The organism is Actinoalloteichus sp. GBA129-24 (genome assembly GCF_001941645.1).
GTDB classification, from domain to species: domain Bacteria; phylum Actinomycetota; class Actinomycetes; order Mycobacteriales; family Pseudonocardiaceae; genus Actinoalloteichus_A; species Actinoalloteichus_A fjordicus.
In genome coordinates this window covers 6,764,309-6,791,099 of record NZ_CP016077.1, presented here as the reverse complement: position 1 = coordinate 6,791,099, position 26,791 = coordinate 6,764,309, and the positions used below count along the sequence as shown (strand labels likewise).

Sequence of the window (26,791 nt, the reverse complement as noted above, 5' to 3'; positions counted from 1 at the left end):
CCGGTTCGCGGGGCCGTCGAAGATCGAGTTCTCGTCCCTGTCCGGTCTGTGATTCGGGGAAGGAATGCGCTGGACAGGGCTTGGCGCTGCGCACTCCCGGTTTTCTTGCGGCCGTTCGGGGCGACCGAGACGCGACGGTACGTAGCCGAGAGGGAATTCCCAAACGATACCAATGGTGACGCTCGTCACAGTAACGCGGGTGGGTGATCGGCGATCATACTGTTTCCGCAGGTCGGGGCACCGTTACCGGTCCGTTTCCGGTTCGATATCGATCACCCACCGTGAGGCATGGGTCACCATGCCCTGCTTACTGTGAGCGATTTTCTGATATGCGGGGAGTAGCTGTACAGCTTCGAGTGAGAGTAGGGACACCGGTGGGGGAGGCCGGGCCGGCTTTCGGTGACGGAGAGCAAGATATTGCGGCCAGCGCAAGATCCAATCGGGTCCGACGACTGTGTGCTACAGAGTGTGATGGATGATCGCTCTGCGAGATCAACTCGTGATCCATCGGGCCCGAAAGGCTGGCTTCGCTTCGCCGACAGAGCAGCGTGAAGGTCGGTCAGCCGCCTGCGAAGGGTGGCAGGACGTCCAGGACGACGGCCTCGGTGAGCGGTCGCTCCCGGTTCGTCACGGCCACGCCGTCCACGAGGAAGCTGCATGCGCTCAGGACCCGAGCCAGCCCGGCTCCCCGGCGGTCGGCGAGCAGCGCGAGCGTCTCGCGCACCGAGGCGCCTCGGTGCATCGACACCGACTCCTCGGCGACCTCGGCGGCGGCCCTCGCCCCGGCGAAGTACCGGACGTGCACGGTGATCTCGTCGGTGCTGTCCACCGATGTCCCTCCTCCGTTCGGCGACCGGCGTCCGTACTCGCCGACCGGCTTGTCTCCGCATCCTGACCACGAAGCGCCGAGAGCATCCGGTCGTCGGCGCCTCTTCGCCTGCGACGCCGACGCTCGCGGCCGATTCCGGTCAGCTCAGCCGCCGATGGCGCTCATCGGCCGCCGGGGCTGCGTGAAGCTCTCGTCGTCGATGCCGTGCCCGGCGGGTTTCCCCCACATCGCCGCCCGCCAGATCGTGGCGAGTTCCTCGTCGTCCGCCCCCGACCGCAGGGGGCCGCGCAGGTCGGTCTCGGTCTGGGAGAACAGGCAGCTTCGAAGTTGTCCGTCGGCCGTGAGCCTGGTGCGGTCACAGGCCGCGCAGAACGGCCGGGTCACCGAGCCGATGACGCCGACCGTGCCGGGCCCGCCGTCGACGGACCAGCGTTCGGCGGGCGCCGAGCCGCGCTCGGCCTGATGCGGGGTCAGGGTGAAACGCTCCTGTAGCAGCCGGAGGATCTCCTCGGCGGTGATCATCTCGGAGCGCTGCCAGCCGTGTTGGGCGTCCAACGGCATCTGCTCGATGAACCGGAGGTGATATCCGCCGTCCAGGGCGAAGCGCAGCAGGTCGGGTGCCTCGTCGTCGTTGACCCCGCGCAGCAGCACCGCGTTGATCTTCACCGGGTCCAGCCCCGCGGCACTGGCCGCCGCCAGCCCCGCCAGCACGTCGTCGAGCCGTCGCCTGCGGGTGATGGTGTGGAAGAGGTCCGGGCGCAGGGTGTCGAGCGAGACGTTGATGCGGTCGAGGCCTGCCTCGGCCAGTTCCACGGCCCGAGCCCTCAGCCCGATGCCGTTGGTCGTCAGGGAGATTCTCGGTCGCGGGCGCAGTCGGGCGGTATTGGCCACGATCGCCGTCAGGTCCTTGCGCAGCAGGGGTTCCCCGCCGGTGAAGCGCACGTCGCGGACGCCGAGCCGTTCGACGGCGATCCGCAGGAGTCGGCGAAGCTCCTCGGTGTCGAGCAGGCTGCTCTTGGCCAGCCAGTCGAGACCTTCGGCGGGCATGCAGTATGAACAGCGAAGATTGCAGCGGTCGATCAAGGACACTCGCAGATCGGTGGCCGTGCGTCCGTATCGGTCGATCAGGCCGTCGGCCGCCGGACGCGGCTCGCCGCCCGCCGTGCCGCCCGTCGCGCCGGGAACGACCGGGATGCCCAGCTCCACCGCACTCACGACTCGAGACTAACCACTCGTCGGCGTCGATTCCGCAGGCGTCGACGCCTATGCGGGCCTCGGCGGCGGCCGGGACCGTGGTGAAGATCATCTCTCGGCGGCTCCAGACCCGCCTCCCGCGGCCTGTCGTGACGTAAGGTCCGATCTCGTGCCCCGATACCGCATCACCGAGTCCGCCTCCCTGTTGGGGGTGAGCGACGACACGGTGCGCCGCTGGATCGAGCTCGGTCAGCTGTCCGCCGGTCGCGACGAGTCGGGTCGGATGGTGATCGAGGGAGCGGTGCTTGCCGCGTTCGCCGCGGGCCAGGCTCGCGAGACACCCGATCCCTCCGCTGTCGGCCGCTCCGCCCGCAACCGCTTCGTCGGCCTGGTCACCGAGGTGGTGGTCGACCGGGTGGCGGCGAAGGTCGAGATGGTCTGCGGGCCCCACCGGGTGGTGTCCCTGATGACGGCCGACGCGGTGGCCGAGCTCGGCCTCGAGCCGGGTGTGCTGGCGGTCGCCGTGGTCAAGTCGACCCATGTCGTCGTGGAGACCCCCCGCCAGAACGGCTAGGGAACCAGGCCGACACCGATGGCGCTTCCGCCGTCGGGCGGGCAGCATGAAGTGGTGATCGGATCAGCGGAGACTCGTCAGGAACGCTGGAACTACCTGTTGGACATGGACGGGGTCCTCGTGCACGAGGAGCACCCCATCCCCGGGGCCGATCAACTCCTCGCGGAGCTCGCCGAGCGTGAGATCGACTTCATGGTGCTGACCAACAACTCGATCTACACTCCGCGCGACCTGCGGGCGCGGTTGTCGGCCAACGGCCTCGAAGTGCCGGAGAAGTCGATCTGGACCTCGGCACTGGCCACCGCTCGCTTCCTCGACTCGCAACGCCCCGGCGGTTCGGCCTACGTGATCGGCGAGGCGGGCCTGACCACCGCGCTGCACGAGGTCGGTTACGTGCTGACGGATCGCGACCCCGACTACGTGGTGCTCGGGGAGACCCGTACCTACAGCTTCACCGCCATCACCAAGGCCGTTCGCCTGCTCGAGGCGGGCGCCCGCTTCATCGCGACCAATCCCGACGAGACCGGACCCAGCCGTGAAGGGAAGCTTCCCGCCACCGGAGCGGTGGCCGCGCTCATCGAGCGGGCGACCGGCCGGGCACCGTATTACGTCGGGAAGCCCAACCCGCTGATGATGCGGTCGGCGCTGCGGGCGCTGGGCGCCCATTCGGAGAACACGTTGATGGTGGGCGATCGGATGGACACCGACATCCGCGCGGGCATGGAGGCCGGGATGCAGACCATCCTGGTCATGACCGGGATCTCCGGGCCCGCGACCGCCGACAGCTTCCCGTTCCGGCCCACGCGGGTGATCGAGTCGATCTCGGAACTGGTCGGTGCGGCGCATCTGCCGTTCCCCGAGGACTCGCCTGCCAGGACGATCCTCAGCGCGGATCGCGGTCTGGGCGGCGGGGACGGCCCCGCCGACTGAGCCTGCTGGTCGGGCGGTCGGTCTTGGCCGGACGGACCGCGACGCCTCCGGCGGGCGGGTTCCGGCGGGCAGTGCCCGGCCGCTCAGCTGTAGAGACTGCCCCGCAGCACCGTCGTGGCGCGGCCCGAGATGCCGACCCGGTCGCCGCGCACGGCGACCCGGACCGTTCCGCCCCGCGCGGAGAGCTGCTCGGCGACCAGTTCCGTCAGCGCGAGCCGCTCGGACCACCAGGCCGCCAGGGTCCGATGCGCCGAGCCCGTCACCGGGTCCTCCTCAACGCCGACGCGCGGGAAGAAGCATCGACTGACGAAGTCGACGCCGTCGCGTCCTCCTGCCGCCGTCACGATCACGCCGCGATGCGGCAGCGCGCCCAGGGCGGCGAGGTCGGGGCGGACGGCCGCGACGGCTGCCGGGGAGTCGACCTCGACCAGCAGATCCGATGCGCCCGAGGCGACAGCGGTCACCCTCGCCCCGCCCAGCGCGGCGGACAGCTCCGAGGGCGGCTCGGCGATCACCGTCGTCGGATCGGCGGGGAAGTCCATGTCGATCCGGCCGTCCTCGGTGGCGACACAGGACAGTTCGCCGCTGCGGGTCGCGAAGACCTGATCGCCGCCGAGGACGTGCGCGGTGGCCAGCGTGGCGTGACCGCAGAGGTCGACCTCGACGGTGGGGGTGAACCAGCGCAGGGGCTTCGGCGCGTCGGCGGGGCCGTCGACCTCGACGAAGGCGGTCTCGGAATGCCTCAGTTCGGCGGCGACGGCCTGCATCCACTCCGGGTCCCGGAAACTCGGCAGCAGTACGACGCCCGCGGGGTTCCCCCCGAAGGGTCGATCGCTGAAAGCGTCCACGACGTACACGTCCACCGCCATGCGGAGAATGTAGAGCCCTCACTCAGCCAGGCGTCGCCCGGTGGCCGTCTCGGGGCGGCCGCCGCAGGTCATCGAGGCCGTAGGGGGCGAGGCTTCAGCTGGCCGATCGGGAGATGCGGGCTGAGGACGGCGGCGGCGATCGCGGTCACCGCGTCGGCGGCCTCGGCGGTGGTCGCGGTGGGGATGAGCAGGTGGCTGATGGTCAGCCGGACGACGGTGTCGGCGTAGAAGGTCGTCGAGGCGGGCGGTAGCTGCGGAAGCTGGGAGTGCAGCTGGCGGCTGATCAGCTCCGTCAACGCGCGCAGCGTCGGCAGATCGGGCACCGGGAGGAAGGGCAGCAGCGCCTCTCGGTCGATTCCGGTGAGCAATGAGGTGAGCAGCGGATCGTTCGCCGAGATCTCCAGTATCCGCCGGACGGCCGCGCGAATTCCGGCAACCGGATCATCAGCGCCCCTGATTGCCTGTCCTACCCGCTCCAGACAGATCCGCGCCTGGTTCAAGACCACGGTGTGGGCAAGAGTTTCCTTGCCGCCGAATTCGTTGTAGACGGTCTGTCTGCTCACACCCGCCATCGCTGCGACCTCACTCATTCGCAGTCTCGCGAAGCCGCGTTCGGCGAGCAGGTCGGCGGCCCCGCACAGGAGGTTGTCGCGTAACGACATCTTCACCCGCACGGTGAGCCGAGGGGCTGGGGTCACCTAGATATTCTGACGCACCGTGACTGGATGTCAATTGGGCTACGCTACTCGTTGAGTAGTCAAGAAAGTGGGGGATCGTGATGGGTCCGGTCATCGGCTTCGATCTCGACATGACGCTGATCGATCCGCGACTGGGAATTCGCCGGATCATGCGGTTTCTCTCGCAGGCGACGGGCATCCACGTGGACGGCGCGCGTCTCGCTGAGAATCTGGGCCCGCCATTGGAAGACGCGCTGCATGCGCACGGCCTTTCGGCGCAACAGGTGCGGACGGTGGTCGACCGGTACCGGGCCGACTATCTCGAACACGTCGTCCCGGAGACGGTGGCGATGCCGGGCGCGGCCGAGTCGTTGGCGGCGGTCCGCGAGCTGGGCGGCCGGGTCGTCGTGGTCACGGGCAAACATCGGCCGAGCGCGGCGCTGCACCTCGCGGCCTTCGGCTGGGAGGTGGATCACCTGGCGGGCGGAGTGTTCGGGGTCGGCAAGGCCGCCGTCCTGACCGAACACGGCGTCGGGCTCTACGTGGGAGACCACGTCGCCGACGTGCTGGGGGCCAGAGCCGCAGGCGCACGGGCGGTCGCCGTGGCGAGCGGGCCGTGTTCGGCGGCGGAGCTGGCGGCGGCGGGCGCGGACGTCGTGCTGCCGGACCTCAGCGGCCTGCCCGCCCTGCTCCGCGAGATGACCAGCCCGCCCGCGGCCCCGGCTCGCTGAGCCTCCGGCGTCGTCGGCACGGAGAGCTGCACCGCACCCGGGCCTGCGCGGGGTCGTCCCGACGGCGCCGAGGACCGGTGATCGTCACGCCGGATCGTTGCGAGGCCAGGCCGACTCGGTCGGCGGGCGCCGAGCGAGTCCTGCGCCGGCCTGCGGGCCGCCCGGCGACGTCACGGGGCCTGGGACTCGTCGCGCGACTGCTCAGCGGCGGCGTGACTGCCGAAGCATCGCGATCACGCCGAAGAACATTCCCAACGGAGCCAGCAGGCAGGCCACATTCAGCCAGACCGGCTGATCCGAGTAGCCGAGGGCGAAGAGCACGAACGTCGCGAAGACCGCGAGAAGTCCGATGCCGAAGGTCGTCAGGGACAACGGGAAGAGGGGACTTCTGCTCGCCTGCGTGCTCACCGGACCAGCGTAGCCCGGCCGTACGTCGATCGATCCCCTCGGCGAGCGCCGCCTCGATTGAGGGAACCTCTACCCTGGGATTCGTCGTGCCTGCCACTGGCCTGGTGCGACCCGACGACGAGTAGGAACGGTGAGGACAGTGCCGAGCGGCAGGGTCAAGTGGTACGACGCGGAGAAGGGATTCGGCTTCGTGACCCAGGACGGAGGCGAGGACGTCTACGTCCGTGCCTCCGCGCTACCGCCGGGGGTCGAGGGCCTGAAGGCAGGCCAACGAGTCGAGTTCGGCATGGCCGAGGGGCGCCGTGGTCCACAGGCTCTGTCCGTGAAGATCCTGGACGCACCGCCCTCGGTCGCCGAGGCGAGGCGCAGGCCCGCTGAGGAGCTGCACGGGCTGATCGAGGACATGATCACGGTGTTGGAGGCGAGCGTTCAGCCGGAGCTGCGGCGCGGCCGGTACCCCGACCGCAAGAACACCAAGCGGATCGCCGAACTGGTCCGCGCCGTCGCTCGGGAGCTGGAGCCCTGAGCACCGGCCGCTGACGAACACCCGGGGCCGGGCCGAGACCTCACTCCGATGACTGCCTGCGGCGATAGGCCCGCTGTTGGCAGCTACGGGAACAGTAGGACCTCGGCCTGCCCCGGCGCGGCTCCGGCATGACCGCTCCACAGACCTCGCAGCGCACCGGCTTCTTTCCATCACGATTTTCGTCACGGCGCCGGACGAGGAGTTCGATTCCGTCGAGTGTGCGTTCGAGACCGAACTCGAAGGCGTCCACCGGCTGGTCGTAGCCGCCCGACTCCCAGAGCCTGCGCAGCGTCGGGTAGTCGCCCACGCGCTCGTACAGCGAGTCCCGGTCCTCCCACCACTGCTGATGGGTCTGTCCGGTCCGCTGCTCCGTCTTCTCGACCTCCTGCTCGCTCCGCGCGGCACTGTCCACGAAACCGCCGATCAGGTCGACCACCGCCAGCACCTCGGCGGGCGGCAGCCTGCTGCTCGCGGCGATGGCGAGCACCCGCTCGAAGTTGCTCATGATGTTCGGTCCGGGCACCCGGCGACTTCCCGTGCTGTCCACCAACCAGCGGTGTCGACGGTGCAGGTCGCGGTTGTCGCGGGCCCAGGCCGCGAGGCCCGACCGCCAGTCCGAGGCCCCTGCCGAGGCCTCGATCTCCGCGTAGACGGCGTCGCGCATCAGGTCGATGAGCTCGGCTTTGCCCGGCACATGCCGATAGAGCGCCATCGTCGTGTAGCCGAGGCGCTCCGCGATCCGGCGCATCGACAACTCCGCCAGGCCGTCGGCGTCGGCGAGGTCGACGGCGGTCGTCACGATCCGCGACAGGCTCAGCCGTACGTCCGTGACCTGGTCCGCACCGGTGTTCCAGAGCAGCTCGACCGTGTGGTCCGGGTCGAGTGGTCGATCCTCGTCCGTCCCCATCCTGCCTCCGTCGTGCCCGCTGCGACTTGACTGCACTGCCGCGTGGATGTTTATGGTGTAATCAGAAGTATATGCCATAACTATGGAGGACCAGCAGACATGGCAGACACCACGATCATCGTCGCGCCCTGGGGCAGCGACAGCTCGCCGGGCACCCCGGAGCGGCCGTTGGCGACGCCTGCCGCCGCGCAGCGCCTCGTGCGCGAGCGGACCGCCACGATGGCGGCAGACCTGGTGGTGCAGTTCCGGGCTGGTACCTATCTGCTGGATGACACCCTCGATTTCCAGGCCGGACAGGGAGATTCCGGCACCGGGGGCCACCGGGTGGTCTACCAGCCGCACGGCTACGGAACCGCCGAACAGGAAGAGGTCGTCCTCAGCGGCGGCCGGGTGATCACCGGCTGGGAGCGGTCCGACGACGGCACGTGGTCCGCTCCCATTGGAGACCTCGAGCCTCGGCAGCTCTACTGCGACGGCCGCCGGATCGGCCGCGCCGTCTCCACGGCCGGGCTGCCGGGATCGTCTGTGACGAAAACAGAGTTTGGATACGTCACGGACAGTCCGCTCCCGCAGGAATGGGCCGATGCGGACGGCATCGAGTTCGTCTACACCGGCATCTATCCGTGGGCACAGGCGCGCTGCGCGGTCGCCCAGATCACCGGCGACGCCCGTTCGACGAGAATCGTCATGGCACAGCCCGCCTGGGATTGGGCGCGACGGCTCTACGTCGGCGAGTGGAACGGCGGTGACGGCGAGTCGAGCTGGGAGCCGCTCGCCGGACCGTCTGAGATGGAGAACAGCCGCACCTTCCTCACCGAGCCCGGCACCTTCGTCCTCGATCGCTCCGTTCCCGGCAGCCATGTCCTGCACTACCTTCCTCGGCCAGACGAGCGCCCGGACGCCGCCGTCGTCATCGCCCCGGTGCTGGAGACGCTGATCAGCGGCTCCGGGACGGCGGAACGGCCGCTGGCCGACCTGACGCTGCGCGGGCTGACCTTCGCCCACGGTGCCTGGTCGGGCATCCGCACGACGGGTGGTCACCTGCACTATCACGGCGACACGCACTACGTCGGCGGCGAGGTCATGGAGGTCGTGCTGCCTGCGGGCATGGGCAGCGTGACCGTGCCGGTCGACTCGGAGCAGCTGCCCGCGAACGTGGCGTTCTCCCACGCCGCGCGTGTCGTGCTGGCGGCGAACCGTTTCACCGCGCTCGGTGCGGGGGCGCTCGGGATCGGTCCTGGCTGCGCGGAGGTGATCGTGCGTGGCAACACCGTCGACGACGTCTCCGGCAGCGGCATCACGCTGCGCGAGGCAAGGGACTGTCTCGTCGAGGACAACCTGGTGCACGACATCGGCGCCGAGTACCGAGGCGCCCCGGCGATCCTGCTGGCCGAGACGCAGGACGTCGTCGTACGGCACAACGAGGTGCATCACGTGCCGCATGCGGGCGTGGTCGTCACCGGCGGCGAGCAGGCTCGAGGGGCACACATCATCGCGAACCTGATCCACCACACGATGACGGTGCTCGCCGACGGCGGCGGCGTCTACGTCTCGGCGCCGCAGGGCTCGTCCTTCGCCAGCGGAGCGGTGATCAGGGGCAATGTCATCCGGGACACGCTCACCTCCTACAACTTCGGCCTCTACACCGACTACGGCGCCGCCTGGGTGACCATCGCGGGCAACGTCGTCCATCGCGGAGACACGCCGGTGGTGCTGGAGGTGGCGCCGCCGTTGCGTGACGTCGTGTTCATCGGGAACTTCTGGGACGACCAGCCCGCAGGCCAGGACGACCCGCCGGACACGGTGATCCTCGCCGGGAACACCGTGCTGCCGAAGGAGGGCTTCGAACAGGCGCTGGCGGCCGATCCGGCGAGCGCCGACATCGTGGCCTCGGCGGGAAGACGGTCGCGCCAGGCGGGTTGAGCCGCTCCAGTCGCGGCAGGGGGCGTCGGTCTGCGCGATGGCCGGGTTCCCCAGCCTGGCGAGCAGGGTTCGGCGACCAGCGACCGGTCGGCAGCCCGAGAGACGGCGGCATGCCTCGCCGCCGTCTCTCGTCACGACTGTGCGACTCCGGCTGTGTGGCGAGCCGCCGAGGCCCACGGCAGGCCGGTCAGCGGTCGTCGACCGAGAGCACCCAGATGCCGCTGGTGATGAAGCCGACACCGCTCTCGGGGTCCTCGACGAGGACCGCGCCGAACTGCTGCACCTCCAGGGCTTCCAGCTGGGCGTCCTCCTCGGGCAGCCGCAGGGTGTAGGCCAGCCGCTCGTCGGGCGCGAAGACCTCGCTGCGACCGTCGACCACCTCGCCGTCGACGCGGTAGCGGAACACGACCTGCCACGGCGTATCCCCGATGTGATGGGGCACCGAGATCTGGAGCGGCGCACCGGGCGGGACCCGCAGCACGCCCACCGCGCCCTCGTTCACCGAGCACTCGGTCAGCTGGGCGTCACAGAGCTGTGCGGGCTCGACGTGGACGGTCTCCCGGTTCGAGTAGAAGGTCACCTTGGGCGTCGCCGGGACAGCGCAGCCCGCCACCGCGAGGCCGGCCAGCATGGTCACGGCAAGTCTGGCGAGCCGGGACCTGTTCACCGGCGGGGCGTGGGACACGACAGGGAGCCTAGTTCGCCGTCGATCAGCGGCGGGCCGGGTGGTCGCTCGCCGCCGTGGCGGTGCAGGTCAGCCGCCGGGTTCACCTGGCAGGTACGACGCTGCCGAGTGTCCGCGAGTCGGGCGGGAGGCCTTCACCGCGCTCGTCACCGGGGACGCCCTTCGCGGTTCAGCGGTCCGGCGGTGCCTCGATGGTCGCCGCCGACGGGGAGCCCGGCGTCGCGGCGTCCGACCGGCCCCGGCCGAGCTGCGGGCGTCCGGGAGACTCCCGCCGACCCTGCGGGGGCTGCGTGGGCCGGAATCCTCGAGAAGGCAGCAGCGACCTGCCGTTGCCTGCCAGCACCGTCTGCACCAAGCCGAGCACCAGCAGGACCGACAGCACCGTGAAACCGATCCAGTACGAGGGCGGCAGCAGCAGTCCGAGCACGCCGCCGAAGACCCACGCGAGTTGCAGGATTGTCTCGGAGCGACCGAAGGCAGAAGCCCGCGACTCCTCCGACGTCTCCCGCTGGACCACGGAGTCGAGTGAGATCTTGGCCAGCGCGCTGGCGGTCGAGCCGACCAGGGCCACCAGCGCCGCCGTCAGGATGCCCGGCACGATCGCCGCGAACACCGTCGTCGCCAGCGCCGCGCTCACGGAGACGACGATGACCTGGTGCGGCCTGCCCATCCGCAGCCGGGCACCGACGCCGTTGCCGACGAAGTTGCCGAGCCCGGCCGCGCCGACGATCAATCCGAGCAGCATCACCTGGACGCCTGCGGACTCCTCGGTCTCCGCCTTCACGACGAAGGCCGCGAAGAAGGTGAGGAAGCCGGTCAGGGTGCGCGCGGTGCCGCTGCCCCAGAGACCGACGATCACGCTCGGCCCCATGGGTTGTCGGCGTGCCTTACGCGGGCCGGCGCTCAGCGAGGCGGGGACCTCGCCCTCGGTGACCTCCACCCACGCCGGGATGCGCAGACACAGGACGGTGCCCGCCCCCGCGAGGAGCACGGCGAACCACAGCGCGCCGGAGGAGTCGAACACCGCCGCCAGGCCGCTGGCCAACGCCCCGAACACCCCGCCTGCGGCCAGCCCGAAGATGTTGAGTCGGGCGTTCGTCTCGACGAGCGTGATCTCGGAGGGCAGCACTCGCGGGGTGACCGCGCCCTTGAGGACGCCGAACGACTTCGACATCACCATGCTGCCCAGGGCGGCCGGATACAGCAGCCAGCTGTCGAAGTTGACCGCCATCATCGCCAGCAGCGTGACGCGGGTGGCGAACGACATCGCCAGGGCGATGCGCCTGCCGCGTTGCAGCCGGTCGAGCGCGGGCCCGATCACCGGGGCGATCAGGGCGAAGGGCGCGACGGTGATCAGCAGGTAGAGCGCGACCCGGCCCCGACTCTCGCCGGTGGCCGCGGAGAAGAACAGGGTGTTGGCCAGTGCGACCGCGATGGCGGCGTCCACCGCGTAGTTCATCATCACGGCGTAGGTGAGCCGGTTCAGCCCGGACTTGTCCGCGCCGTCGGCGTGCGCGGCCCGCCGGAACGCCTGGAAGGCCTGGCCGGTGAGCTGCCTGCTCCGATACATCGCCACGCGGGTGACGGTCAGCTTCTTCGGGCCTCGGAGATGCTCCGCGTGCTCTGCCGCATCGTCGGGGGCGTCATCGGGCGGGACGTCGGTCCGGTGGACGGGCACGACAGGCCTGCCGGGGCGCTCGGCCTCGTCGGCCGGTTCGTCCCGGCTGCGCAGTCGCCGGGTGCCGGAAGCGGCCCGGCGGGGTTCGTCGTCCTCGTCGGATCGGTAGTCGTCCCGATGGTCGTCGCGGTAGTCGTCGCGACCGGCGTCGCGGCGGTCCGGGTGCCGGTCGTGATCCGGCCGGGTCCGGCGGGGCGCGCGACGGCGGTCGCGGTCCCCGTCCCCGTGATGGTCTCGGTGGTCGTCATCCCACTCGCGGTCGTCCGGCCGGTCGGCGTACGCGGGGCGCTCGTCCGCCCGGTCCGAGCCCCGAGGCGACCGGCCTCGAGGCTCGTCCGTCCTGCGCCGAGGCCGGTCGTCGTACCGATCGTCGTAGTCGTCCGCGTACCGGTCGTCATACCGCTCGTCGGACCGGGGCCGGTCGTCACGCCGATCCCGGCGATCGTGCTCCCGGTAGGACCTGCCGTCCTCGTCCCGATCACGTCTGCGGTCGTCCTCGTAGCGATCGTCCCGGCGTCGATCATCGCGATCGGGTGCCGACCGTGCATCGCGCCGGTCGTAGTCCTCTCGGTAGGACAGGTCGTCGTGGTCGTACTCGTCGGCGTAACGCGCAGGCCGTCGCCTTCTGGGCGACGGCTCGTATCGATCGCGACTCCGGACCGGCGGCTGCCTGCGGGTCGGCGTCTCGCGTGCCGAGCGGGTCTCGGCCGCGTCGTCTCGACTCGGCCCGTCGTGGTGCTCGATCTCGGTCCGTCTACTCGGACGCAGCATGCCCTTCCGCCTGGCACGGCCGCGACGATGGTCGGGCTCTTCTGGCGGATCGGAACGCAGCACGGGCTCAATCCTGCCGTACGCGACCGGGTTCGCGGACCCGGTTCCGGCAGTGAATCGGTCGCGGTCGCCTGATCATCGTCCGCGACCGTGCCGCCTGCGGTCGATCATCGCGTCCCTCGCGTGCCGCAGGCGCGATCACTCTGCGGGAACGAATCGGACCCGGAAGGTGCTCGGCCAGCGTTTGCCCGTCAACAGGAACTCGTCGGTGTCCGGGATCGCGGCGATGCCGTTGAGCACGTCGGCACCCGGCTGCTGGTCGGAGGGAAGAAGACCGGTGGCGTCGACCACGCCGGTCACCTCGCCGGACTCCGGGTCGATCCGGAGGATGTCGTCGCTGAACCAGACGTTGGACCACACCTCGCCGCCGACGCATTCCAGCTCGTTGAGCTGATGGCGCGGCTCGCCCTCCTGGAGCACCCGAACCGAGCCGAGCAGCTCGAAGCTCTCCGGGTCACGGAACTGGAGCTGATCGGTGCCGTCGCTCATCACCAGTCTGGTGCCGTCGTGGCAGAGACCCCAACCCTCGCCGGGGTACTCGAATCGATCGATCTCGGCCAGCGTGTCGCGATCACGTAACAATGCGATGTTGTTCTGCCAGGTCAACTGCCAGATCCGATCGTCGACGACGGTGATTCCCTCGCCGAAGAGCGGGCTGGGCAGATCCTCCTGGTTCAACACCTCGCCGGTGATCGGGTCGGTCGCACGCAGCGACGACTGCCCGACCAGTCCGGTGCCCTCGTAGAGGATGTCGTCCGCGATCTCGAAGCCCTGGGTGAAGGCCGTGCGATCGTGCGGACGGGTTTCGAGGACCTCGACGTCGTAGCGCTGTGGCACCCTGCCCGAGTGCGCAGCGTCCTGATCGGCATGATCGCTCTCGGACTGTCGATCATCCTGTGCTGGTGCCTCCGGAAACGCACCGCAGCCGCCGACCAGCAGGCCGCAGAGCATCATCACGACGGTCTTCGACAAGGCGGATCTATGCAGGCCCACTCCGACAGCGTGGCACGGGACGAAGCCGAGCAGAAGACGTCCGGCACAATCGGAGGGGTGATGTCTCCCAGCACCCCGAGGTTCGTGCCGGAACCCCCCTCCGGTCAGGTCGGCGTGGATGCGACGTCTGCCCGTCTGCCCGCCCCCGCTCTGGCCGAGGCAGTCGAGCAGGCCAGGGCAGCGGCCCAGTCGGAGGCAGGTGAGGAGAGGGTCGGCGAGCACGTCGGCATCCAGGCGGAGGACGACTCCTCTGCCACCCACCAGTTCGTCGCCACCAACGCCGGATACGTCGGCTGGCGGTGGGCGGTCACGGTCGCCTTCGCGGGCCCCGGCACCCCGGTGACGGTCAGCGAGGTGGTGCTGCTGCCGGGGCCGGACGCACTCGTGGCGCCGGAGTGGCTGCCATGGGACCAGCGGGTCCGGGCCGGTGACCTGGGAGTCGGCGATCTGCTGCCCTCGGCTCCCGACGACCCGAGGCTGGTACCGGGCTACCTGGCCAGCGACGATCCCGCGGTCGAGGAGGTGGCCAGCGAGCTGGGCCTCGGCAGGCGCAGGCTCCTCGGTCGACATGGCAGGGTGGAGACGGCGCGACGCTGGTTCCAGAGTGACTTCGGTCCAGAGGCACAGATGGCCCGCAGCGCGCCCGCACACTGCGGGACCTGCGGTTTCTACCTTCCACTCGCCGGTTCGCTGCGGGCGGCCTTCGGCGCGTGCGGAAACGAGATGGCACCCGCCGACGGCCGCATCGTCCACGCGGAGTACGGCTGTGGTGCGCATTCCGACGCCGAGGTGGACAACGCCTCGCCGGTCCCGGTCGCCGAGGTCGTCTTCGACGACGCGGGCGTCGAGCTCATCCCGGTGGGTGCGGTCCGGACTCTTGACTCCGGTGACTCCGACGCCACGCAGGCCGCCGTCGAGGGCGGCGCCGCCGACGAGTCGGCCGATGCCGTCGCGGCGGACGTCGCATCGACCGAGGTCGATGCGCACACAGGGGCCGAGGCGTCCACGGTCGTCACCGAGCCGTCGCACAGCGCGCGTGTCGACGAGGCCGAGGCTCGGCCCCAGGTCCAGGACTCCGGTCCCGCCGACTCGGCTGCGGCAGGCGTCACCGCCTCCGACTCGACCGCCTCCGCCGATGCGGCCGCCACCGCGCCGCAGGCGGGCGAGACGGGCGAAGCGGCCGCCCCCACCCAGCGGGACGCGGCACGGCCCCGACGAGTCCGGTCCCGTCGTGGCCGGTCCTCGGCTGCCGAACCGGCCGAGGAGACCGGGAAGGTCGACGAGGCAGAGCAGGACAAGGCAGCGAAGACCGAGAAGACAGCGAAGCCCCGGAAGTCCCGTAAGGCCGGGAAGGCCGAGAAGGCGGGCGCGGTCGAACAGGGTGCGGGGCAGGCGACGAGCGATCCGCAGTCCACCGACGACGGTGGCGCGACCACGTGACGGAGGCAGCTCCGGCGCAGGAGCCGGTGGTCGATCCCTTCGACACGGCGCGACTGCGCGAGTCCGTCCTGCTCGCCTGGCGCAGCTCGCCGACCCGGTTTCGGGAGGACGCCAACAGCGAGGACGACCTGCGCTTCGGCGGCTATCGGGATCGGCTGCTGGTCGAGCTCGCGCAGAATGCGGCGGACGCTGCGGTCGAGGCGGGCATCGGCGGGACGCTGCGTCTCGCCCTGATCAGCGCCGACGGAGTCACCGAGCTGCGGGCCGCCAACACCGGCACGCCGCTCACCGCAGACGGGGTGGCTGCGCTGAGCGCGTTGCGGGCCTCCGCGAAGCGCGGCGAGACGAGCGTCGGGCGCTTCGGTGTCGGCTTCGCCGCCGTGCTCGCGGTCAGCGAAGAGCCTGCCGTGATCTCGTCCACCGGATCGGTGGCCTTCTCCGCCGCCCGGACCGGCGCGATCGTCGCGGGCGAACCCGCACTGGCAGCCGAGTCCGCCGAGCGGGACCACACCGTCCCGGTGCTGCGCCTGGTCTGGCCGGTCGAGTCGGCGGAGCCGCCGCCCGCGGGTTTCGAGACCGAGGTGCGCCTTCCCCTGCGCGCCGAGGTCGACGGCGCGGCCGTGCTCTCGGCCTGTGCCGAGCAGGCCGCCGACCTGCTGTTGGCTCTGCCGGGACTCGTCAGGATCGAGATCGAGGACCGGTCGTGGCGGCGCGAGGATCACGCTGACGGACGCGTGACGGTGCACGGGCCCGCCGGGCCTCGGCACTGGCTGTGCAGACGCTCCGACGGAGTGTTGACCGAGGACGAGCTCGGCGAGTCCGGGGCGGAGGCCCGGCGACGTCGTCGCTGGTCGGTCTGCTGGGCACTGCCGGTGGATGCCGACGGGACGCCGGAACCCCAGGCCGCCGATCGACTGCACGCGCCGACCCCCACCGACGACCTGCTCTCGCTGCCCGCACGCCTGCTGGCCACGGTCCCGCTCGAAGCCGACCGCAGGCGGGTCCGGCCGGGCACCGCGCTCGACGCGGTCCTGGACCGCGCCGCACAGACCTATGCCGAGCTGCCCGCCGCGCTGGCGCCCGATCGTCGGATCGCCGTGGTGCCCGCACCGGGCTTCCCCCGTTCCGAGCTGGACGAGGCGCTGCGAGATCGACTGCTGCCCGCCCTGCGCGAGGCGGCCTGGCTGCCCGCCGCGACCGGCGCCGAGGTGACCGCCCGCCGAGCCGTGGTGATCGAGGACGGCACGCCCGAGCTGATCGAACTGCTCGCCGAGGTGATCCCCGGACTGTTGTCCGCAGGCCTCGGCGAGGCTCGGCACACGGCGGTGCTGTCTGCGCTGGGCGTGCGCCGACTCGGGCCTGCCGAGGTCGTCGCGGAGCTGTCCGGCCTGCGACGCGAACCCCGGTGGTGGCGGCGGCTCTACACCGCGCTGGTCCCGATCGCCGAGGGGCCCGCGACCCGCCGCGACGAGTTGGGCGCGCTGCCTGTGCCGCTGGTGGACGGTCGCACGGTCACCGGGCCTCGAGACGTGCTGCTGCCCGACCCGGAGCTGGCCGCGCTCACCGAGACGACGGTGGTCGACGTGACGGGCCTCCGGATCGCGCACCCCGACGCGGTGCATCCCCTGCTGGAGACGCTCGGCGCCGTGCGAGCGGGCCCGGTGGATCTGCTGGACTCCGATCCGGTGCGACAGGCCGTGCTCATCGGACTCGACGAGGCCGAGGCGGGCGGCGAGGTCACCGCGCTCGTCGACCTGGTGCTTGGGCTGGTCGCGAGGGCGGGGGACGGCCCGAGGCCCTGGCTCGCATCGCTGCCCCTGCCCGCGACGACCGGTGAGCTGCGGGCCGCCGACGAGTTGATGCTGCCCGACGCCCCGCTGGCCTCGGTGCTCGACGAGGACGCCGGGCTGGGCGTGCTCGCCGCGTCGGTCGCCGACCGCATCCCGGTGGACGTGCTGCGTCGCGTCGGCGTGATCAGCGGTTTCAGCGTGCTGACGGTCGAGTCACCCGACGGACCCGATCACGACCTGGCCGACGAGGAACTCTGGTGGGCCGACGTCGACGGCGATGCGGAGCCGCCTGCCGAACTGATCGCGGTGCGGGATCTCGACCTCGTCGCCGCCCATGCCTGGCCCGCCGCGCTGCGGCTGCTGCGCGCGGAGCCCGCCACCTGGCGGGCGGTGCGTGCACCCGGCTACACCGCTTGGTGGCTGGCCCGCTACGCGTCGCTTGCCGGACGTCCGCCCAGGCAGTGGCGGCTGCCGAGCGCTGGTGAACTCGCGGGGCTCTACGACCCGGTTCCCGAGGCCGTACTCGCCGAGACCGACGAGGAACTGTTGGTGGCGGCCGGTGTCCGCACCGAGTTGCTGATCACCGGGAACGCGGATGCGGTGGAGCTGCTCGCTCGGCTGGCCGACTCGGAACTCTCGGTCTCGGCCGGGACCGCCCTGCGCGTCCATCGGGCGCTGGCCGATGCGGTCGCCGCCGGGCTGATCGACGCGGCGCGGATCGATCCGCCGGACTCGCTGCGCACGCTGACCGGCGCGGTGGCCGCCGCCGAGGACGTCGTGGTGCTCGACGAGCCGTGGCTGCTGGCCGTCGGCGATCCCGCGAGCTGTGTCGCCGTCGCCGAGCCGGACCCGTTCGCCGACGACGAAGGCGGGCCCCGGCAGCAGGGCGCCGGGAGCCAGGTCGCGCCGGGTGATCTCGGCAGCCTCAGGGCTGGGGCGGAGCCGGGCGGCGCGGTGGAGTTGGCCGAACTGCTGGACCTGCCGTTCGCCTCGGACGAGTGGGCGGGTCGCGTCGCCGAGCCAGGCCGTCCGATCGACTGGGCGGCCCACGACGGCATCGCCCGCGTGGTCGACCTGATGGGCGTCCGCGTCCCGGACGGTGTGCTGTGGCTGCACGAGAAGCTGCCGGTGCGATCCCGTGACGTCGAGCATCAGGTGCCGTGGTGGGTCGACGAGGACGGCGGCGTGCATGCGGCCGACACCCATGAGGGACTGGCTCGCGCGCTGGCCTGGCGGCTGGATCGCTGGTCGCAGCGGCACCTCATCGCCGCGCTGCTCATCGAGTCCACCGCCGTCGGCCTGTTGGGCTGATCCGTCCCCCTAGGCGGGCGGGGCGCACCGGCTTGCTCAGCTGCGGTGTCTGGGAAGATCCCGAAGGTGTCGGGGCGTTCTCGAATCGCCTCGGGTGCGGCTGGACACGCGGCGGATTCGGCGCCGATATGTCGGCAGGGTCTGTGTGCAGCGGCCGTTCCGGTCGCGGTGACCCGGAGGTCGTCGCGGGTGAAGCGGGCCGTGCGGCGGGATGCGGACCCGAGAGGAGAGTCAGACCCCGGTCTGCGCCGAGCGGGAGCCGCTGCGGGCGGCGGCGCGCTGCCACCGGAGGACGCCGTAGCCGAGCAGGCCGAGCACGGTGCCCGCCAGGCCGGTCCAGAGCCAGATCGAGACGTCGAAGTCCGTCATCAGGTTCACCAGCAGCAGCACGACGCTGGCGAGGCCCCACATGCCGGTCCCGACCAGGACCACCGGGTCCGGCTCGGCGAGCCGGGGGTTCAGTGGTGGCGGAGTCTTCCACTGCCGGGGGGCTGGGGGAGGTTCGATTTCGGTCGGTTCTGGCACGAGGTGCAGGTTACGCCCTTCGACGTCGGGTCCGGGCGTTGTCGCTCGACCCGCCCCGTTCGGCGGAACCGCCCGGGTGCGGAGCGGGTGCCTGTGCGAGCGTCGAGGCTGATCAGCGAGTGAGGCGGGTCTCCTTCGTGTGGCGCCGAGCATGGCCAGGGCGATGCAGACCGGTCACGCCGAGCCCGTACCGTCTCGTCGGTTGCATCGTCGCTGCCGCAGAGCAGGATCGTCGCTGCCGCAGGGCAGGTCAGGACCAAGGAGTGCAGATGGCTTCGGCGCAGGAGGATCGGCCAGAGGGCTCGGCGGAGCAGTCCGCCACGCCTGCGGGGTCGTCAGGGGCGGGCGCCGCCGAGACGCAGGCCGCCGCCTCCGGCGACCCGGCGAACGCCCGAGGTCGCGGCTCGGTGCTGGATCGGTTCTTCAAGATCTCCGAGCGGGGCTCTTCGGTGGGCCGGGAGGTTCGCGGCGGGCTGGTCACCTTCGTCACGATGGCCTACATCATCGTGCTCAACCCGCTGATCCTGGGCAGCTTCGCCGCCGACGATCCCAGTGCCAAGACCGACGTCCTGGGCGGCATCCTCACCGTGCCGCAGGTGGCGGCGGTGACCGCACTGGTCGCGGGCGTGATGACCCTGCTCTTCGGGCTGATCGCCAACTATCCGTTCGGCTTCGCCGCCGGGCTGGGCATCAACACGCTGGTGGCCGTGACGATCGTCCCGCAGGTGACCTGGGCGGAGGCGATGGGTCTGGTCGTCGTCAACGGGGTGCTGATCCTCATCCTGGTGGCGACCGGCTTCCGCACGGCGGTCTTCAACGCGGTGCCGCCGCCGTTGAAGGCGGCGATCGCGGCAGGCATCGGCGCGTTCATCTGCTTCATCGGCCTGGTGGACGCAGGCTTCGTGCGCAGGCTGCCCGACGCGGCAGGCACCACCGTCCCGGTGGGCCTGGGGATCGACGGCTCGGTGGCCTCCTGGCCCACCGCCGTCTTCGTCTTCGGCCTGCTGCTCACCGGCATCCTGGTCGCGAGGAAGGTGCGGGGCGCGATCCTGATCGGCGTCGCCGCCGCCTCCGTGCTGTCGATCGCGATCGAACCGCTGGTGGACGCGGGGCGGGGCGGGCCGGACAACGCGACCGGTTGGAGCCTGAGCTACCCGTCACTGCCCTCGGACGTCTTCTCGCTGCCCGATCTGTCGCTGGTCGGCGACTTCTCGCTCGGCGCCTTCGTCCGGCTCCCGATCATCACGGTCTGCCTGCTGGTCTTCACTCTTCTCCTGGCGAACTTCTTCGATGCGATGGGCACCTTCACCGGCCTGGGCAAGGAGGCGGGCCTCATCGACAAGAACGACCAACTCCCCGGCGTCGGCAAGGCGCTGTTCGTGGAGGGCGTCGGCGCGGTGGCGGGCGGCGCGGCCTCGGCCTCGTCGAACACGGTGTTCGTCGAGTCGGCGGCGGGCATCGCCGAGGGCGCCCGTACCGGCCTGGCGAACGTGGTGACCGGCGTGCTCTTCCTGGCCGCGATGTTCCTCACCCCGCTCTACCAGGTCGTGCCGATCGAGGCGGCGGCTCCGGCGCTGGTGGTGGTGGGTGCGTTGATGATTGGTCAGGTTCGGCACATCGACTTCACCGACTTCACCCTCGCCCTGCCCGCATTCCTGACCATCGTGGTGATGCCGTTCACCTACTCGATCGCCAACGGCATCGGCGCGGGCTTCGTCAGCTACGTGCTGCTGCGCGCGGCGACCGGGAAGGCGCGCGGCATCCATCCGCTGCTCTGGGTGGTCGCGGGCGCCTTCGTCCTCTACTTCGCGGTCGGCCCGATTCAGGAGCTGTTCGCCTCCTGAGCGAGCTCGCAGTCGTCGGCTCGCCGTGGGGCCGCCTGCCCGGTTGTGTGGGGGCGGTCACTCCGACGGATCCTCGAGACATGAGCAAGGATCGCTTGAGACGGAGCTCGCGACGTGCTGAGCGCCCCAGATAGTGAGGTAGGCTAACGAGGTGTCGGATTTTGACGACTCCGGTCTTGCCAGCAGACTCCGCGTGGCGGTGGTGCGGCTCAACCGCAGGCTTCGGGCCCAGCGTGCTGACTCCTCGGCGACGCTCACTCAGCTCTCCGCGCTCTCCTGCCTGCACAAGTGCGGGCCGCTGACTCCTGGGGAGCTGGCCGCCAAGGAGAACGTGCAGCCGCCGTCGATGACCCGCGTGATCAGCGCGCTGGAGGACGCCGGATTCGTCAGCAGGCGCCCGCATCCGACCGACGGCAGGCAGGCGATCGTCGAGATGACCCCTTCGGGCAAGGGCTACATCAAGGCCGAGGTGAGCGCGCGGGAACGGTGGCTGGAGCGGAAGCTGGCCGAACTCGACGACTCCGAGCGCGTGGTGCTGTCTCGCGCGGCGGAGATCATCGAGCGAGTGGCGGGGAGCTGATCGGATGACCTGCCCGAGCGCCGCACCGCGAGACGCGAAAGAAGCGCGCTGAGTCATGCCGGCGTACGCATCCGACGACGCCGGCAAGCCCGCGAACGGACCCCACCCCGCCGAGGCGAATCCGACCCTGCCGCCGCCCGGTCGCCGAGTGCGGCCGCCGAGGAAGGCGGGCATGTTCGCCTCCCTGCGGGTGCGCAACTACCGGCTCTACGCCAGCGGGCAGATCATCTCGTTGATCGGCACCTGGATGCAGCGCATCGCCCAGGACTGGCTGGTGCTCAAGCTGTCCGGCGACAGCCCGGTGGCGTTGGGCTTCGCCATCGCGCTGCAGTTCCTGCCCACCCTGGCGCTCACGCTGTGGGCAGGCGTGCTGGCCGACCGCCTAGACAAACGCAAGATCCTGCTCGTGGTGCAGACCGGGGTGGGCCTCTGTGCGCTCGGCCTCGGCCTCCTGGATCTCACCGGCGTGGTCGTGCTGTGGCACGTGTACCTGTTCTGTCTCCTCCTCGGCTGCATCACCGCCGTGGAGACGCCTGCCCGGCAGTCGTTCGTCATGGAGATGGTCGGGCGTGAGCAGGTGGCCAACGCCGTCGCCCTGAACTCGATGACCTTCAACACCGCGCGGATCATCGGACCCGGTGTCGCCGGTTACGTGATCGCGGCGATCGGCACCGGCTGGCTGTTCGTGGCCAATGCCGCCAGTGTCGGGGCGGTGATCCTCGTCCTGCTGCTGATGGACACCGCGAAACTGCACCGATCGCCGCCGGTGCCCCGAGGCAGAGGGCAGCTCCGCGAGGGACTGCGATACGTGCGCAGCAGGCCCGACCTGACGGTGTTGATGGCCCTGGTCTTCCTGGTCAGCACGTTCGGTATGAACTACAACACGACGCTGCCGGTCATGGCGAACAACTTCTTCCAGACCGGGCCGGAAGGCCTGGGGCAGCTCTCGATGCTGATGGCCGTCGGGACGCTGAGCGGGGCCGCACTGGCCGCTCGGCGGAGCAGGAACGGCAGGCCGAGGCTCCGGCTGCTGCTGACCGCGGGCGCGGCCTTCGGCCTGCTGTCGGTGGTGGTGGGGCTGATGCCGGAGTTCTGGTCCTTCGGCCTGCTGCTGATTCCGGTCGGCATCACCTTCATGACCTTCAACCTGTCGGCGAATGCCACCGTCCAGCTCACGGTGGAGCCGACGATGCGCGGTCGGGTCATGGGGCTGTACATGCTCGTGCTGCTCGGCGGGATGCCGTTGGGCAGCACCCTGTCCGGCTGGCTGGCCGAACGGGTCACCGTCCCGTCACCGATCATCGTGGGCGGGGTGATCTCGCTGCTGGCCTCGGTGGCGGGCGGCGTGGTCCTGGCCAGGGTGACCGGCGTGCGGCTGCGCACCGTGCTGAGCAGGCGGCGGGCCGGTGCCGACGGCGGGCTGCCGACGGCCGCCGACGTCGCGTCGGATCGGGCGCGGCAGGCGGACGGTGCGACGACGTCGGACGCGGGGGACGTGGCGTCGGCGCGGGCGACCGAGGCGACCGCGCCGGGTGGCGAGGTCGCCGAGCGGGCGCCGGTTCCCGACGTCGCGATGCCCGAGGTCGCGGTCCCGGAGTTGTCCGTGCCTGCTGAGGCACTGCCCGGCTCCGCCAAGACCGACTGCATCGCCGCGGCCCGGTCCGACGCGGCCGAGTCTGGTGCGGTCCGTGCCGATGCGGCCGAGTCTGCTGCGGGCGAGTGCGCTGCGGCCGGGTCTGTCGGGGCCGAGTGCGCCGGGACCGAGGCTGCTGGAGCCCGAGACGACGACGCCGACCGCGATGCGGACGGCCCTGCCGCAGCTGCTCTAGACCCGCACCCGGCCGGCCTTGCGCTGGCGAGTCCGGCGGGCTCGGAGACCGGGGACGAAGACGAACGTCGACGGAACGTGCGGGACCCCTTTGCAGGGAAGGAAACTTAGGCTAACCTAATCCTAGTTCGCTTCGTGGTGGGAGCGGCAGTCAGTTCGGGAACCGATTCGGCCCCGGCACCGCTTCGGCGGTGTCGGGGCCGAATCATCTCCAACACCTCGACGATCCGGTCGAGACGACGAAAGCGCTCAATCCGTCGGCCAGGTGTGCACCGGATCACCGTGGTGCATCAGCTCGACGTACTCCCGCAGCATGGCCAGCAGGGCCTCCCGCCGGTTCGCACCCCGCTCCTCGAAGGTCGCGACCCTGCTGCGCTGCCAGCTCGACCCGGTCTGTCGGGTGAGGCAGCGCTGCTCGATGACGGCGAGGTAGCGCTCGCGCGCCGCGTCGGACACTCCGCACCGGGCGAGTCCGTCGTGTGCCATGGGCAGCAGGGTGCGCAGCACGAGCTCGTGCGGCGGCGTCCAGCCCTGACCAGGCCAGAAGAGCTGAGCGTCCATCCCGTGTCGCGCCCCGGAGTACAGGTTCTCCTCGGCTGCGTGGAAGGACATCTGACTCCACAGCGGACGCTCCTGATCCGCCAGCGCACGTTGCGCGCCGTAGAAGAACGCCGCGTTCGCCATGGTGTCGATCACCGTGGGGCCTGCGGGGAGCACGCGGTTCTCCACCCGCAGGTGCGGCTGCCCGTCCACGACGTCGTATACCGGCCGGTTCCAGCGCCACACCGTGCCGTTGTGCAGCCGCAGCTCCGAGAGCCGGGGAGCGCGCCCCGCCCGCAGGGCCGCCAGGGGGTCTTCGTCGTCGGTCTCGGGCATCAACGCGGGGAAGTACCGGGCGTTCTCCTCGAACAGGTCGAAGATCGACGTGACCCAGCGTTCGCCGAACCAGACCCTCGGCCGGACGCCCTGATTCTTCAGTTCCTGGGGGCGAGTGTCGGTGGCCTGCTGGAACAGCGGGACGCGGGTCTCATGCCAGAGCGCCCGATCGAGCAGGAACGGCGAGTTCGCCGCCGTGGCGACCTGGACGCCTGCCAGGCACTGTGCTGCGTTCCAGTGATCGGCGAAGTCCTCGGGAGTGACCTGGAGATGAAGCTGGACGGAGGTGCACGCCGACTCCGGGAGGATCGAGTCGGCATAGCTGTGGAGCCGTTCCTGCTCCTGCCCCGACAGCGACACCCCCTCGATGTTCAGCATGATCTCCTCGCCGCGCGAGGAGAAGATCTCGTGGTTGAGTACCGCGTACCGATCGTTCTCCGACAGCCAGTGCGGATCGAAGTGCTCGCCGCGTAACGTCGGCAGAATCCCGATCATCACCAGGCCGGTGCCGACGGTCCGCGCCCGAACCTCCGCGCTGTCCAGTGACGCGCGCAGTTCGTCCTCGAGGAGAAGCGCCTCGTCGCCGCGCAGCGGGTGCGGTCGGACGTTGATCTCGATGTTGTGCTGGCCGAGCTCCGTCTGAAACGAGGGATCGTCGATCTGATTCAGCACCTCGGCGTTGGCCATCGCGGGCACGCCCTGTCCATCGATCAGATTCAGCTCGATCTCCAGCCCGATGTGCTCTCGCTCCGGCGAAAAGCTCCTCTCCGCGAGCATCCTCGCCAGCGCGTCCAGACAGCGCTGCACCTTGTCTCTGAATCGTTGGCGGTCTTCGGGACTGAACGACCGGGCGGCCGGATCATTCCCCATGGTGCCTCCCTGCTGGGCGCGGTAGCGGATGCTCACCGTGACACAGGGAGTAACCACCAGGGCAGCGGCCAAAACGGTGCCCGGTGTCACAAGTGTTTAACGCTGCGTACACGAGGCAGGTCATGGGATCTGCGCGGGAAAGTGCCTTTCGCCACCGCCGACGTCCGTCGATGCGAGACTGCCTGTGTGGCGCACTGGACCCTGATCTCAGACCCCGACGACGCGGAGGTGGACGACTTCCGCGATCTCTCCGCCGCTGATCGACGACCCGACCGCCCCGGCGGCCGAGGTCTGGTGATCGCGGAGGGCACCGTGGTCGTCCGCAGACTGCTGGAGTCCGGATATCCGGTACGGGCGCTGCTGGGCGTGGAACGTCGCGTCGCCGATCTGATGCCGGATCCTGGCGGATCTCGACATCCCCGCCTTCGTGACCTCGGCCGAGGTCATGGCGAGCATCGTGGGCTTCCATCTCAACCGGGGAGTGCTGGCGGTGGCCGATCGGGCGCCGCGGCCCAGCGCGGAGGAACTGCTGAGCACGGCGAGAACGCTCGCGGTGCTGGAGGGGATCGGCGATCACGAGAACCTCGGCGCGCTCTTCCGCAACGCCGCCGCCCTCGGGATCGACGGCGTGCTTCTCGGCGGCGGCTGTGCCGATCCGCTTTACCGCCGCAGCGTCCGGGTGTCGATGGGCCATGTCCTGCGAGTGCCGTTCGCCGAGCTGCGTCCCTGGCCGGACGGCCTCGGTGCGCTGCGGGAGGCGGGTTTCCGCGTCGCGGCGCTGACGCCGGACGCCTCCGCCCTTCCGCTCTCCCACTTCGAGCTGGCCAGCGGACAGGGCGCGGTGCTGTTGGGCTCGGAGGGGCCGGGGCTCACCGCCGAGGCGATGGACTGGGCCGACCTGCGGGTGCGCATCCCGATGGCGGTCGGCGTCGACTCGCTCAACGTGGCCACGGCAGCGGCCATCGCCTTCCACCATCTCGGTGTGTTCCCCGAGCCTGCCGAGTATCGCAGCCGCTGACGCGGCCGTCGCCGCCTGCGCGCACCTCGCGGTCATCGTCGAGAAGACGACGGCCGCGTCAGCACCACGCGTCGTGGTCGTGAGGAGCGCGCCGGGTGGTCCCGGCGTCGCCGGGCTGTCACCGTGAGAGCAAGAGGGAACGCCGCCCAGGAAGGGGACGGTCGTCGTGGAGCTGCGGGTTCGAACCGGACGTCCGGTACTGAGCCGCAGGCCTGCCTCGGCAGGCGAGGAGGAGCGCTGCCCGCCCGATCTCAGTGCACTGCCCCCAGGTCTGCGTGCCGCGCTGACCGAGTGGGCTGCGGTCGCCGAGAGCGTCGCCGACACCGAGGCGGCGGAGGGCACGCTCGGATCGGCGGTCTCCGATCGCGGCAGACGTCTCGCCGGGCTGCTCGCCACGGTCACGGACAGCGATGTCGTCTATCTCGATCCGATCCGGGAGGTTCAGGTGCGGATCAGGCCCCCGGACAAGCGTGCCGACTCCCTCGCCCGGCAGGCCAGAGGACGGTCTGCCTGCGGCGAGTCGACGCCCTGGGCCACCGGGCTCACGGTGAGCGCAGTCGTCGCGATCATCGTGACCATCACGCTGACGACCGTCTCGGTGGGCTGGGCGGAGACCGCCGCGTTGTTCGCGGCCGGGGTGAACCTCGTGGTCGTCGGCGGACTGGTGCCCGCGATGTGGCTGCTGCGCCGGACGCCGGTCTGGCGCTGGATCGTCTACGGCGCGGCGGCCGGTGTGCTGTTGTCCTGGACGGGTCTGCTCATCGCCGCTCTTGCGGCCCTCGGCTGAACATGGCGGCGACGGCGGATCAGGCCGTGGAGCCGGGCCGCCGTCGTCGCAGGCCGGGGCACTCGCCTGCGGTGGACGACGGCAGCAGGCCTGCCCACGTCGAGCACCGCCGCCTCGGTGCGGAGCGATCGGGGCGGACGGGCGGAGCGACGGACGGGGCGGACCCG

The 26,791-nt window shown here is 70.7% G+C and carries 21 protein-coding genes and 2 pseudogenes; 12 read left to right on the top strand and 11 right to left on the bottom strand.

Annotated elements, in window-relative coordinates; translation table 11 throughout:
• Positions 1 to 559 precede the first annotated feature (559 nt).
• Positions 560 to 829 carry a MoaD/ThiS family protein gene (locus UA75_RS29110; protein ID WP_232237531.1) on the bottom strand — a complete coding sequence of 90 codons (270 nt, stop codon included), beginning with the start codon at positions 827 to 829 and terminating at the stop codon, positions 560 to 562.
• Positions 830 to 973: 144 nt separating this feature from the next.
• A complete protein-coding gene (moaA, locus tag UA75_RS29105; protein ID WP_075742950.1) occupies positions 974 to 2,044 on the bottom strand; it encodes a GTP 3',8-cyclase MoaA in 1,071 nt (356 codons plus the stop codon).
• 148 nt (positions 2,045 to 2,192) lie between these two features.
• Between moaA and UA75_RS29100 the strand changes: the two genes are divergently transcribed.
• The gene (locus tag UA75_RS29100; protein ID WP_075742949.1) at positions 2,193 to 2,597 is read left to right on the top strand and encodes a TOBE domain-containing protein; all 405 of its coding nucleotides are present in this window, start codon (positions 2,193 to 2,195) and stop codon (positions 2,595 to 2,597) included.
• A gap of 105 nt (positions 2,598 to 2,702) precedes the next feature.
• Entirely contained in the window at positions 2,703 to 3,527 is an 825-nt protein-coding gene (locus UA75_RS29095) for an HAD-IIA family hydrolase (RefSeq protein WP_232237884.1), read from the top strand.
• Positions 3,528 to 3,610: 83 nt separating this feature from the next.
• Here UA75_RS29095 and UA75_RS29090 read toward each other — a convergent pair whose 3' ends face one another.
• Complete coding sequence (locus UA75_RS29090) at positions 3,611 to 4,396, bottom strand: PhzF family phenazine biosynthesis protein (RefSeq protein WP_075742948.1); 786 nt, start codon at positions 4,394 to 4,396, stop codon at positions 3,611 to 3,613.
• Between the two features lie 68 nt (positions 4,397 to 4,464).
• The gene (locus UA75_RS29085) at positions 4,465 to 5,094 is read right to left on the bottom strand and encodes a TetR family transcriptional regulator (protein WP_083683759.1); all 630 of its coding nucleotides are present in this window, start codon (positions 5,092 to 5,094) and stop codon (positions 4,465 to 4,467) included.
• 80 nt (positions 5,095 to 5,174) lie between these two features.
• Between UA75_RS29085 and UA75_RS29080 the strand changes: the two genes are divergently transcribed.
• Complete coding sequence (locus tag UA75_RS29080; RefSeq protein WP_075742947.1) at positions 5,175 to 5,804, top strand: HAD family hydrolase; 630 nt, start codon at positions 5,175 to 5,177, stop codon at positions 5,802 to 5,804.
• A 201-nt stretch (positions 5,805 to 6,005) separates the two neighbouring features.
• On the opposite strand, the gene UA75_RS29075 is transcribed toward UA75_RS29080, so the two are convergent.
• Entirely contained in the window at positions 6,006 to 6,212 is a 207-nt protein-coding gene (locus UA75_RS29075) for a hypothetical protein (RefSeq protein WP_075742946.1), read from the bottom strand.
• 139 nt (positions 6,213 to 6,351) lie between these two features.
• Between UA75_RS29075 and UA75_RS29070 the strand changes: the two genes are divergently transcribed.
• Positions 6,352 to 6,738, top strand: a complete 387-nt coding sequence (locus tag UA75_RS29070; RefSeq protein ID WP_075742945.1) for a cold-shock protein — start codon at positions 6,352 to 6,354, stop codon at positions 6,736 to 6,738.
• Positions 6,739 to 6,778: 40 nt separating this feature from the next.
• Here UA75_RS29070 and UA75_RS29065 read toward each other — a convergent pair whose 3' ends face one another.
• Positions 6,779 to 7,645, bottom strand: coding sequence for a TetR/AcrR family transcriptional regulator C-terminal domain-containing protein (locus tag UA75_RS29065; protein ID WP_075742944.1), 867 nt, complete (start codon positions 7,643 to 7,645; stop codon positions 6,779 to 6,781).
• A 99-nt stretch (positions 7,646 to 7,744) separates the two neighbouring features.
• On the opposite strand from UA75_RS29065, the gene UA75_RS29060 reads away from it, so the two are divergent.
• Positions 7,745 to 9,568 (top strand): right-handed parallel beta-helix repeat-containing protein, encoded by a 1,824-nt coding sequence (locus UA75_RS29060; RefSeq protein ID WP_075742943.1) that lies wholly within the window; start codon positions 7,745 to 7,747, stop codon positions 9,566 to 9,568.
• Positions 9,569 to 9,755: 187 nt separating this feature from the next.
• Here the strand turns inward: UA75_RS29060 and UA75_RS29055 are convergent, their stop codons facing one another.
• From UA75_RS29055 to UA75_RS29045, 3 genes are all read right to left on the bottom strand, one after another.
• A complete protein-coding gene (locus UA75_RS29055) occupies positions 9,756 to 10,253 on the bottom strand; it encodes a DUF2771 family protein (RefSeq protein ID WP_232237530.1) in 498 nt (165 codons plus the stop codon).
• A gap of 169 nt (positions 10,254 to 10,422) precedes the next feature.
• The gene (locus UA75_RS35120; protein WP_318533275.1) at positions 10,423 to 12,765 is read right to left on the bottom strand and encodes an MFS transporter; all 2,343 of its coding nucleotides are present in this window, start codon (positions 12,763 to 12,765) and stop codon (positions 10,423 to 10,425) included.
• A gap of 135 nt (positions 12,766 to 12,900) precedes the next feature.
• Positions 12,901 to 13,713: a glutaminyl-peptide cyclotransferase gene (locus UA75_RS29045; protein ID WP_083684182.1), complete on the bottom strand. Its 813-nt coding sequence runs from the start codon at positions 13,711 to 13,713 to the stop codon at positions 12,901 to 12,903.
• A gap of 102 nt (positions 13,714 to 13,815) precedes the next feature.
• Here UA75_RS29045 and UA75_RS29040 point away from each other — a divergent pair, with 102 nt between their 5' ends.
• The gene (locus UA75_RS29040) at positions 13,816 to 15,195 is read left to right on the top strand and encodes a DUF3027 domain-containing protein (protein WP_083684181.1); all 1,380 of its coding nucleotides are present in this window, start codon (positions 13,816 to 13,818) and stop codon (positions 15,193 to 15,195) included.
• Entirely contained in the window at positions 15,192 to 18,296 is a 3,105-nt protein-coding gene (locus UA75_RS29035; protein ID WP_198044211.1) for a sacsin N-terminal ATP-binding-like domain-containing protein, read from the top strand. Before UA75_RS29040 ends, UA75_RS29035 begins: the two co-directional genes overlap by 4 nt.
• 231 nt (positions 18,297 to 18,527) lie before the next feature.
• On the opposite strand, the gene UA75_RS32280 is transcribed toward UA75_RS29035, so the two are convergent.
• Complete coding sequence (locus UA75_RS32280) at positions 18,528 to 18,821, bottom strand: DUF2530 domain-containing protein (protein WP_232237529.1); 294 nt, start codon at positions 18,819 to 18,821, stop codon at positions 18,528 to 18,530.
• A gap of 269 nt (positions 18,822 to 19,090) precedes the next feature.
• On the opposite strand from UA75_RS32280, the gene UA75_RS29025 reads away from it, so the two are divergent.
• The 3 genes and pseudogenes from UA75_RS29025 to UA75_RS29015 form a co-directional block, all read left to right on the top strand.
• A complete protein-coding gene (locus UA75_RS29025; RefSeq protein ID WP_083684180.1) occupies positions 19,091 to 20,665 on the top strand; it encodes an NCS2 family permease in 1,575 nt (524 codons plus the stop codon).
• A gap of 151 nt (positions 20,666 to 20,816) precedes the next feature.
• The gene (locus tag UA75_RS29020; protein ID WP_075742940.1) at positions 20,817 to 21,245 is read left to right on the top strand and encodes a MarR family winged helix-turn-helix transcriptional regulator; all 429 of its coding nucleotides are present in this window, start codon (positions 20,817 to 20,819) and stop codon (positions 21,243 to 21,245) included.
• Between the two features lie 55 nt (positions 21,246 to 21,300).
• Positions 21,301 to 22,605 (top strand): annotated as a pseudogene (locus tag UA75_RS29015) (MFS transporter); the annotation flags it as partial.
• Positions 22,606 to 23,322: 717 nt separating this feature from the next.
• Here UA75_RS29015 and UA75_RS29010 read toward each other — a convergent pair.
• Positions 23,323 to 24,819 carry a glutamate--cysteine ligase gene (locus UA75_RS29010; protein WP_075744340.1) on the bottom strand — a complete coding sequence of 499 codons (1,497 nt, stop codon included), beginning with the start codon at positions 24,817 to 24,819 and terminating at the stop codon, positions 23,323 to 23,325.
• A 186-nt stretch (positions 24,820 to 25,005) separates the two neighbouring features.
• On the opposite strand from UA75_RS29010, the pseudogene UA75_RS29005 reads away from it, so the two are divergent.
• Positions 25,006 to 25,837: pseudogene (locus tag UA75_RS29005) on the top strand (TrmH family RNA methyltransferase).
• 166 nt (positions 25,838 to 26,003) lie between these two features.
• Entirely contained in the window at positions 26,004 to 26,624 is a 621-nt protein-coding gene (locus UA75_RS29000; RefSeq protein ID WP_075742939.1) for a DUF2537 domain-containing protein, read from the top strand.
• Positions 26,625 to 26,791 lie beyond the last annotated feature (167 nt).

Excerpts from the sequence above, each read along its gene's own strand:
- UA75_RS29010 (WP_075744340.1), bottom strand. The coding sequence starts at position 24,819 with ATGGGGAATGATCCGGCCGCCCGGTCGTTCAGTCCCGAAGACCGCCAA.
- UA75_RS29095 (WP_232237884.1), top strand. The coding sequence starts at position 2,703 with ATGGACGGGGTCCTCGTGCACGAGGAGCACCCCATCCCCGGGGCCGAT.
- UA75_RS29025 (WP_083684180.1), top strand. The coding sequence starts at position 19,091 with ATGGCTTCGGCGCAGGAGGATCGGCCAGAGGGCTCGGCGGAGCAGTCC.
- UA75_RS29040 (WP_083684181.1), top strand. The coding sequence starts at position 13,816 with ATGTCTCCCAGCACCCCGAGGTTCGTGCCGGAACCCCCCTCCGGTCAG.
- UA75_RS29065 (WP_075742944.1), bottom strand. The coding sequence starts at position 7,645 with ATGGGGACGGACGAGGATCGACCACTCGACCCGGACCACACGGTCGAG.
- UA75_RS29080 (WP_075742947.1), top strand. The coding sequence starts at position 5,175 with ATGGGTCCGGTCATCGGCTTCGATCTCGACATGACGCTGATCGATCCG.
- UA75_RS29090 (WP_075742948.1), bottom strand. The coding sequence starts at position 4,396 with ATGGCGGTGGACGTGTACGTCGTGGACGCTTTCAGCGATCGACCCTTC.
- UA75_RS29060 (WP_075742943.1), top strand. The coding sequence starts at position 7,745 with ATGGCAGACACCACGATCATCGTCGCGCCCTGGGGCAGCGACAGCTCG.
- UA75_RS29045 (WP_083684182.1), bottom strand. The coding sequence starts at position 13,713 with ATGCTCTGCGGCCTGCTGGTCGGCGGCTGCGGTGCGTTTCCGGAGGCA.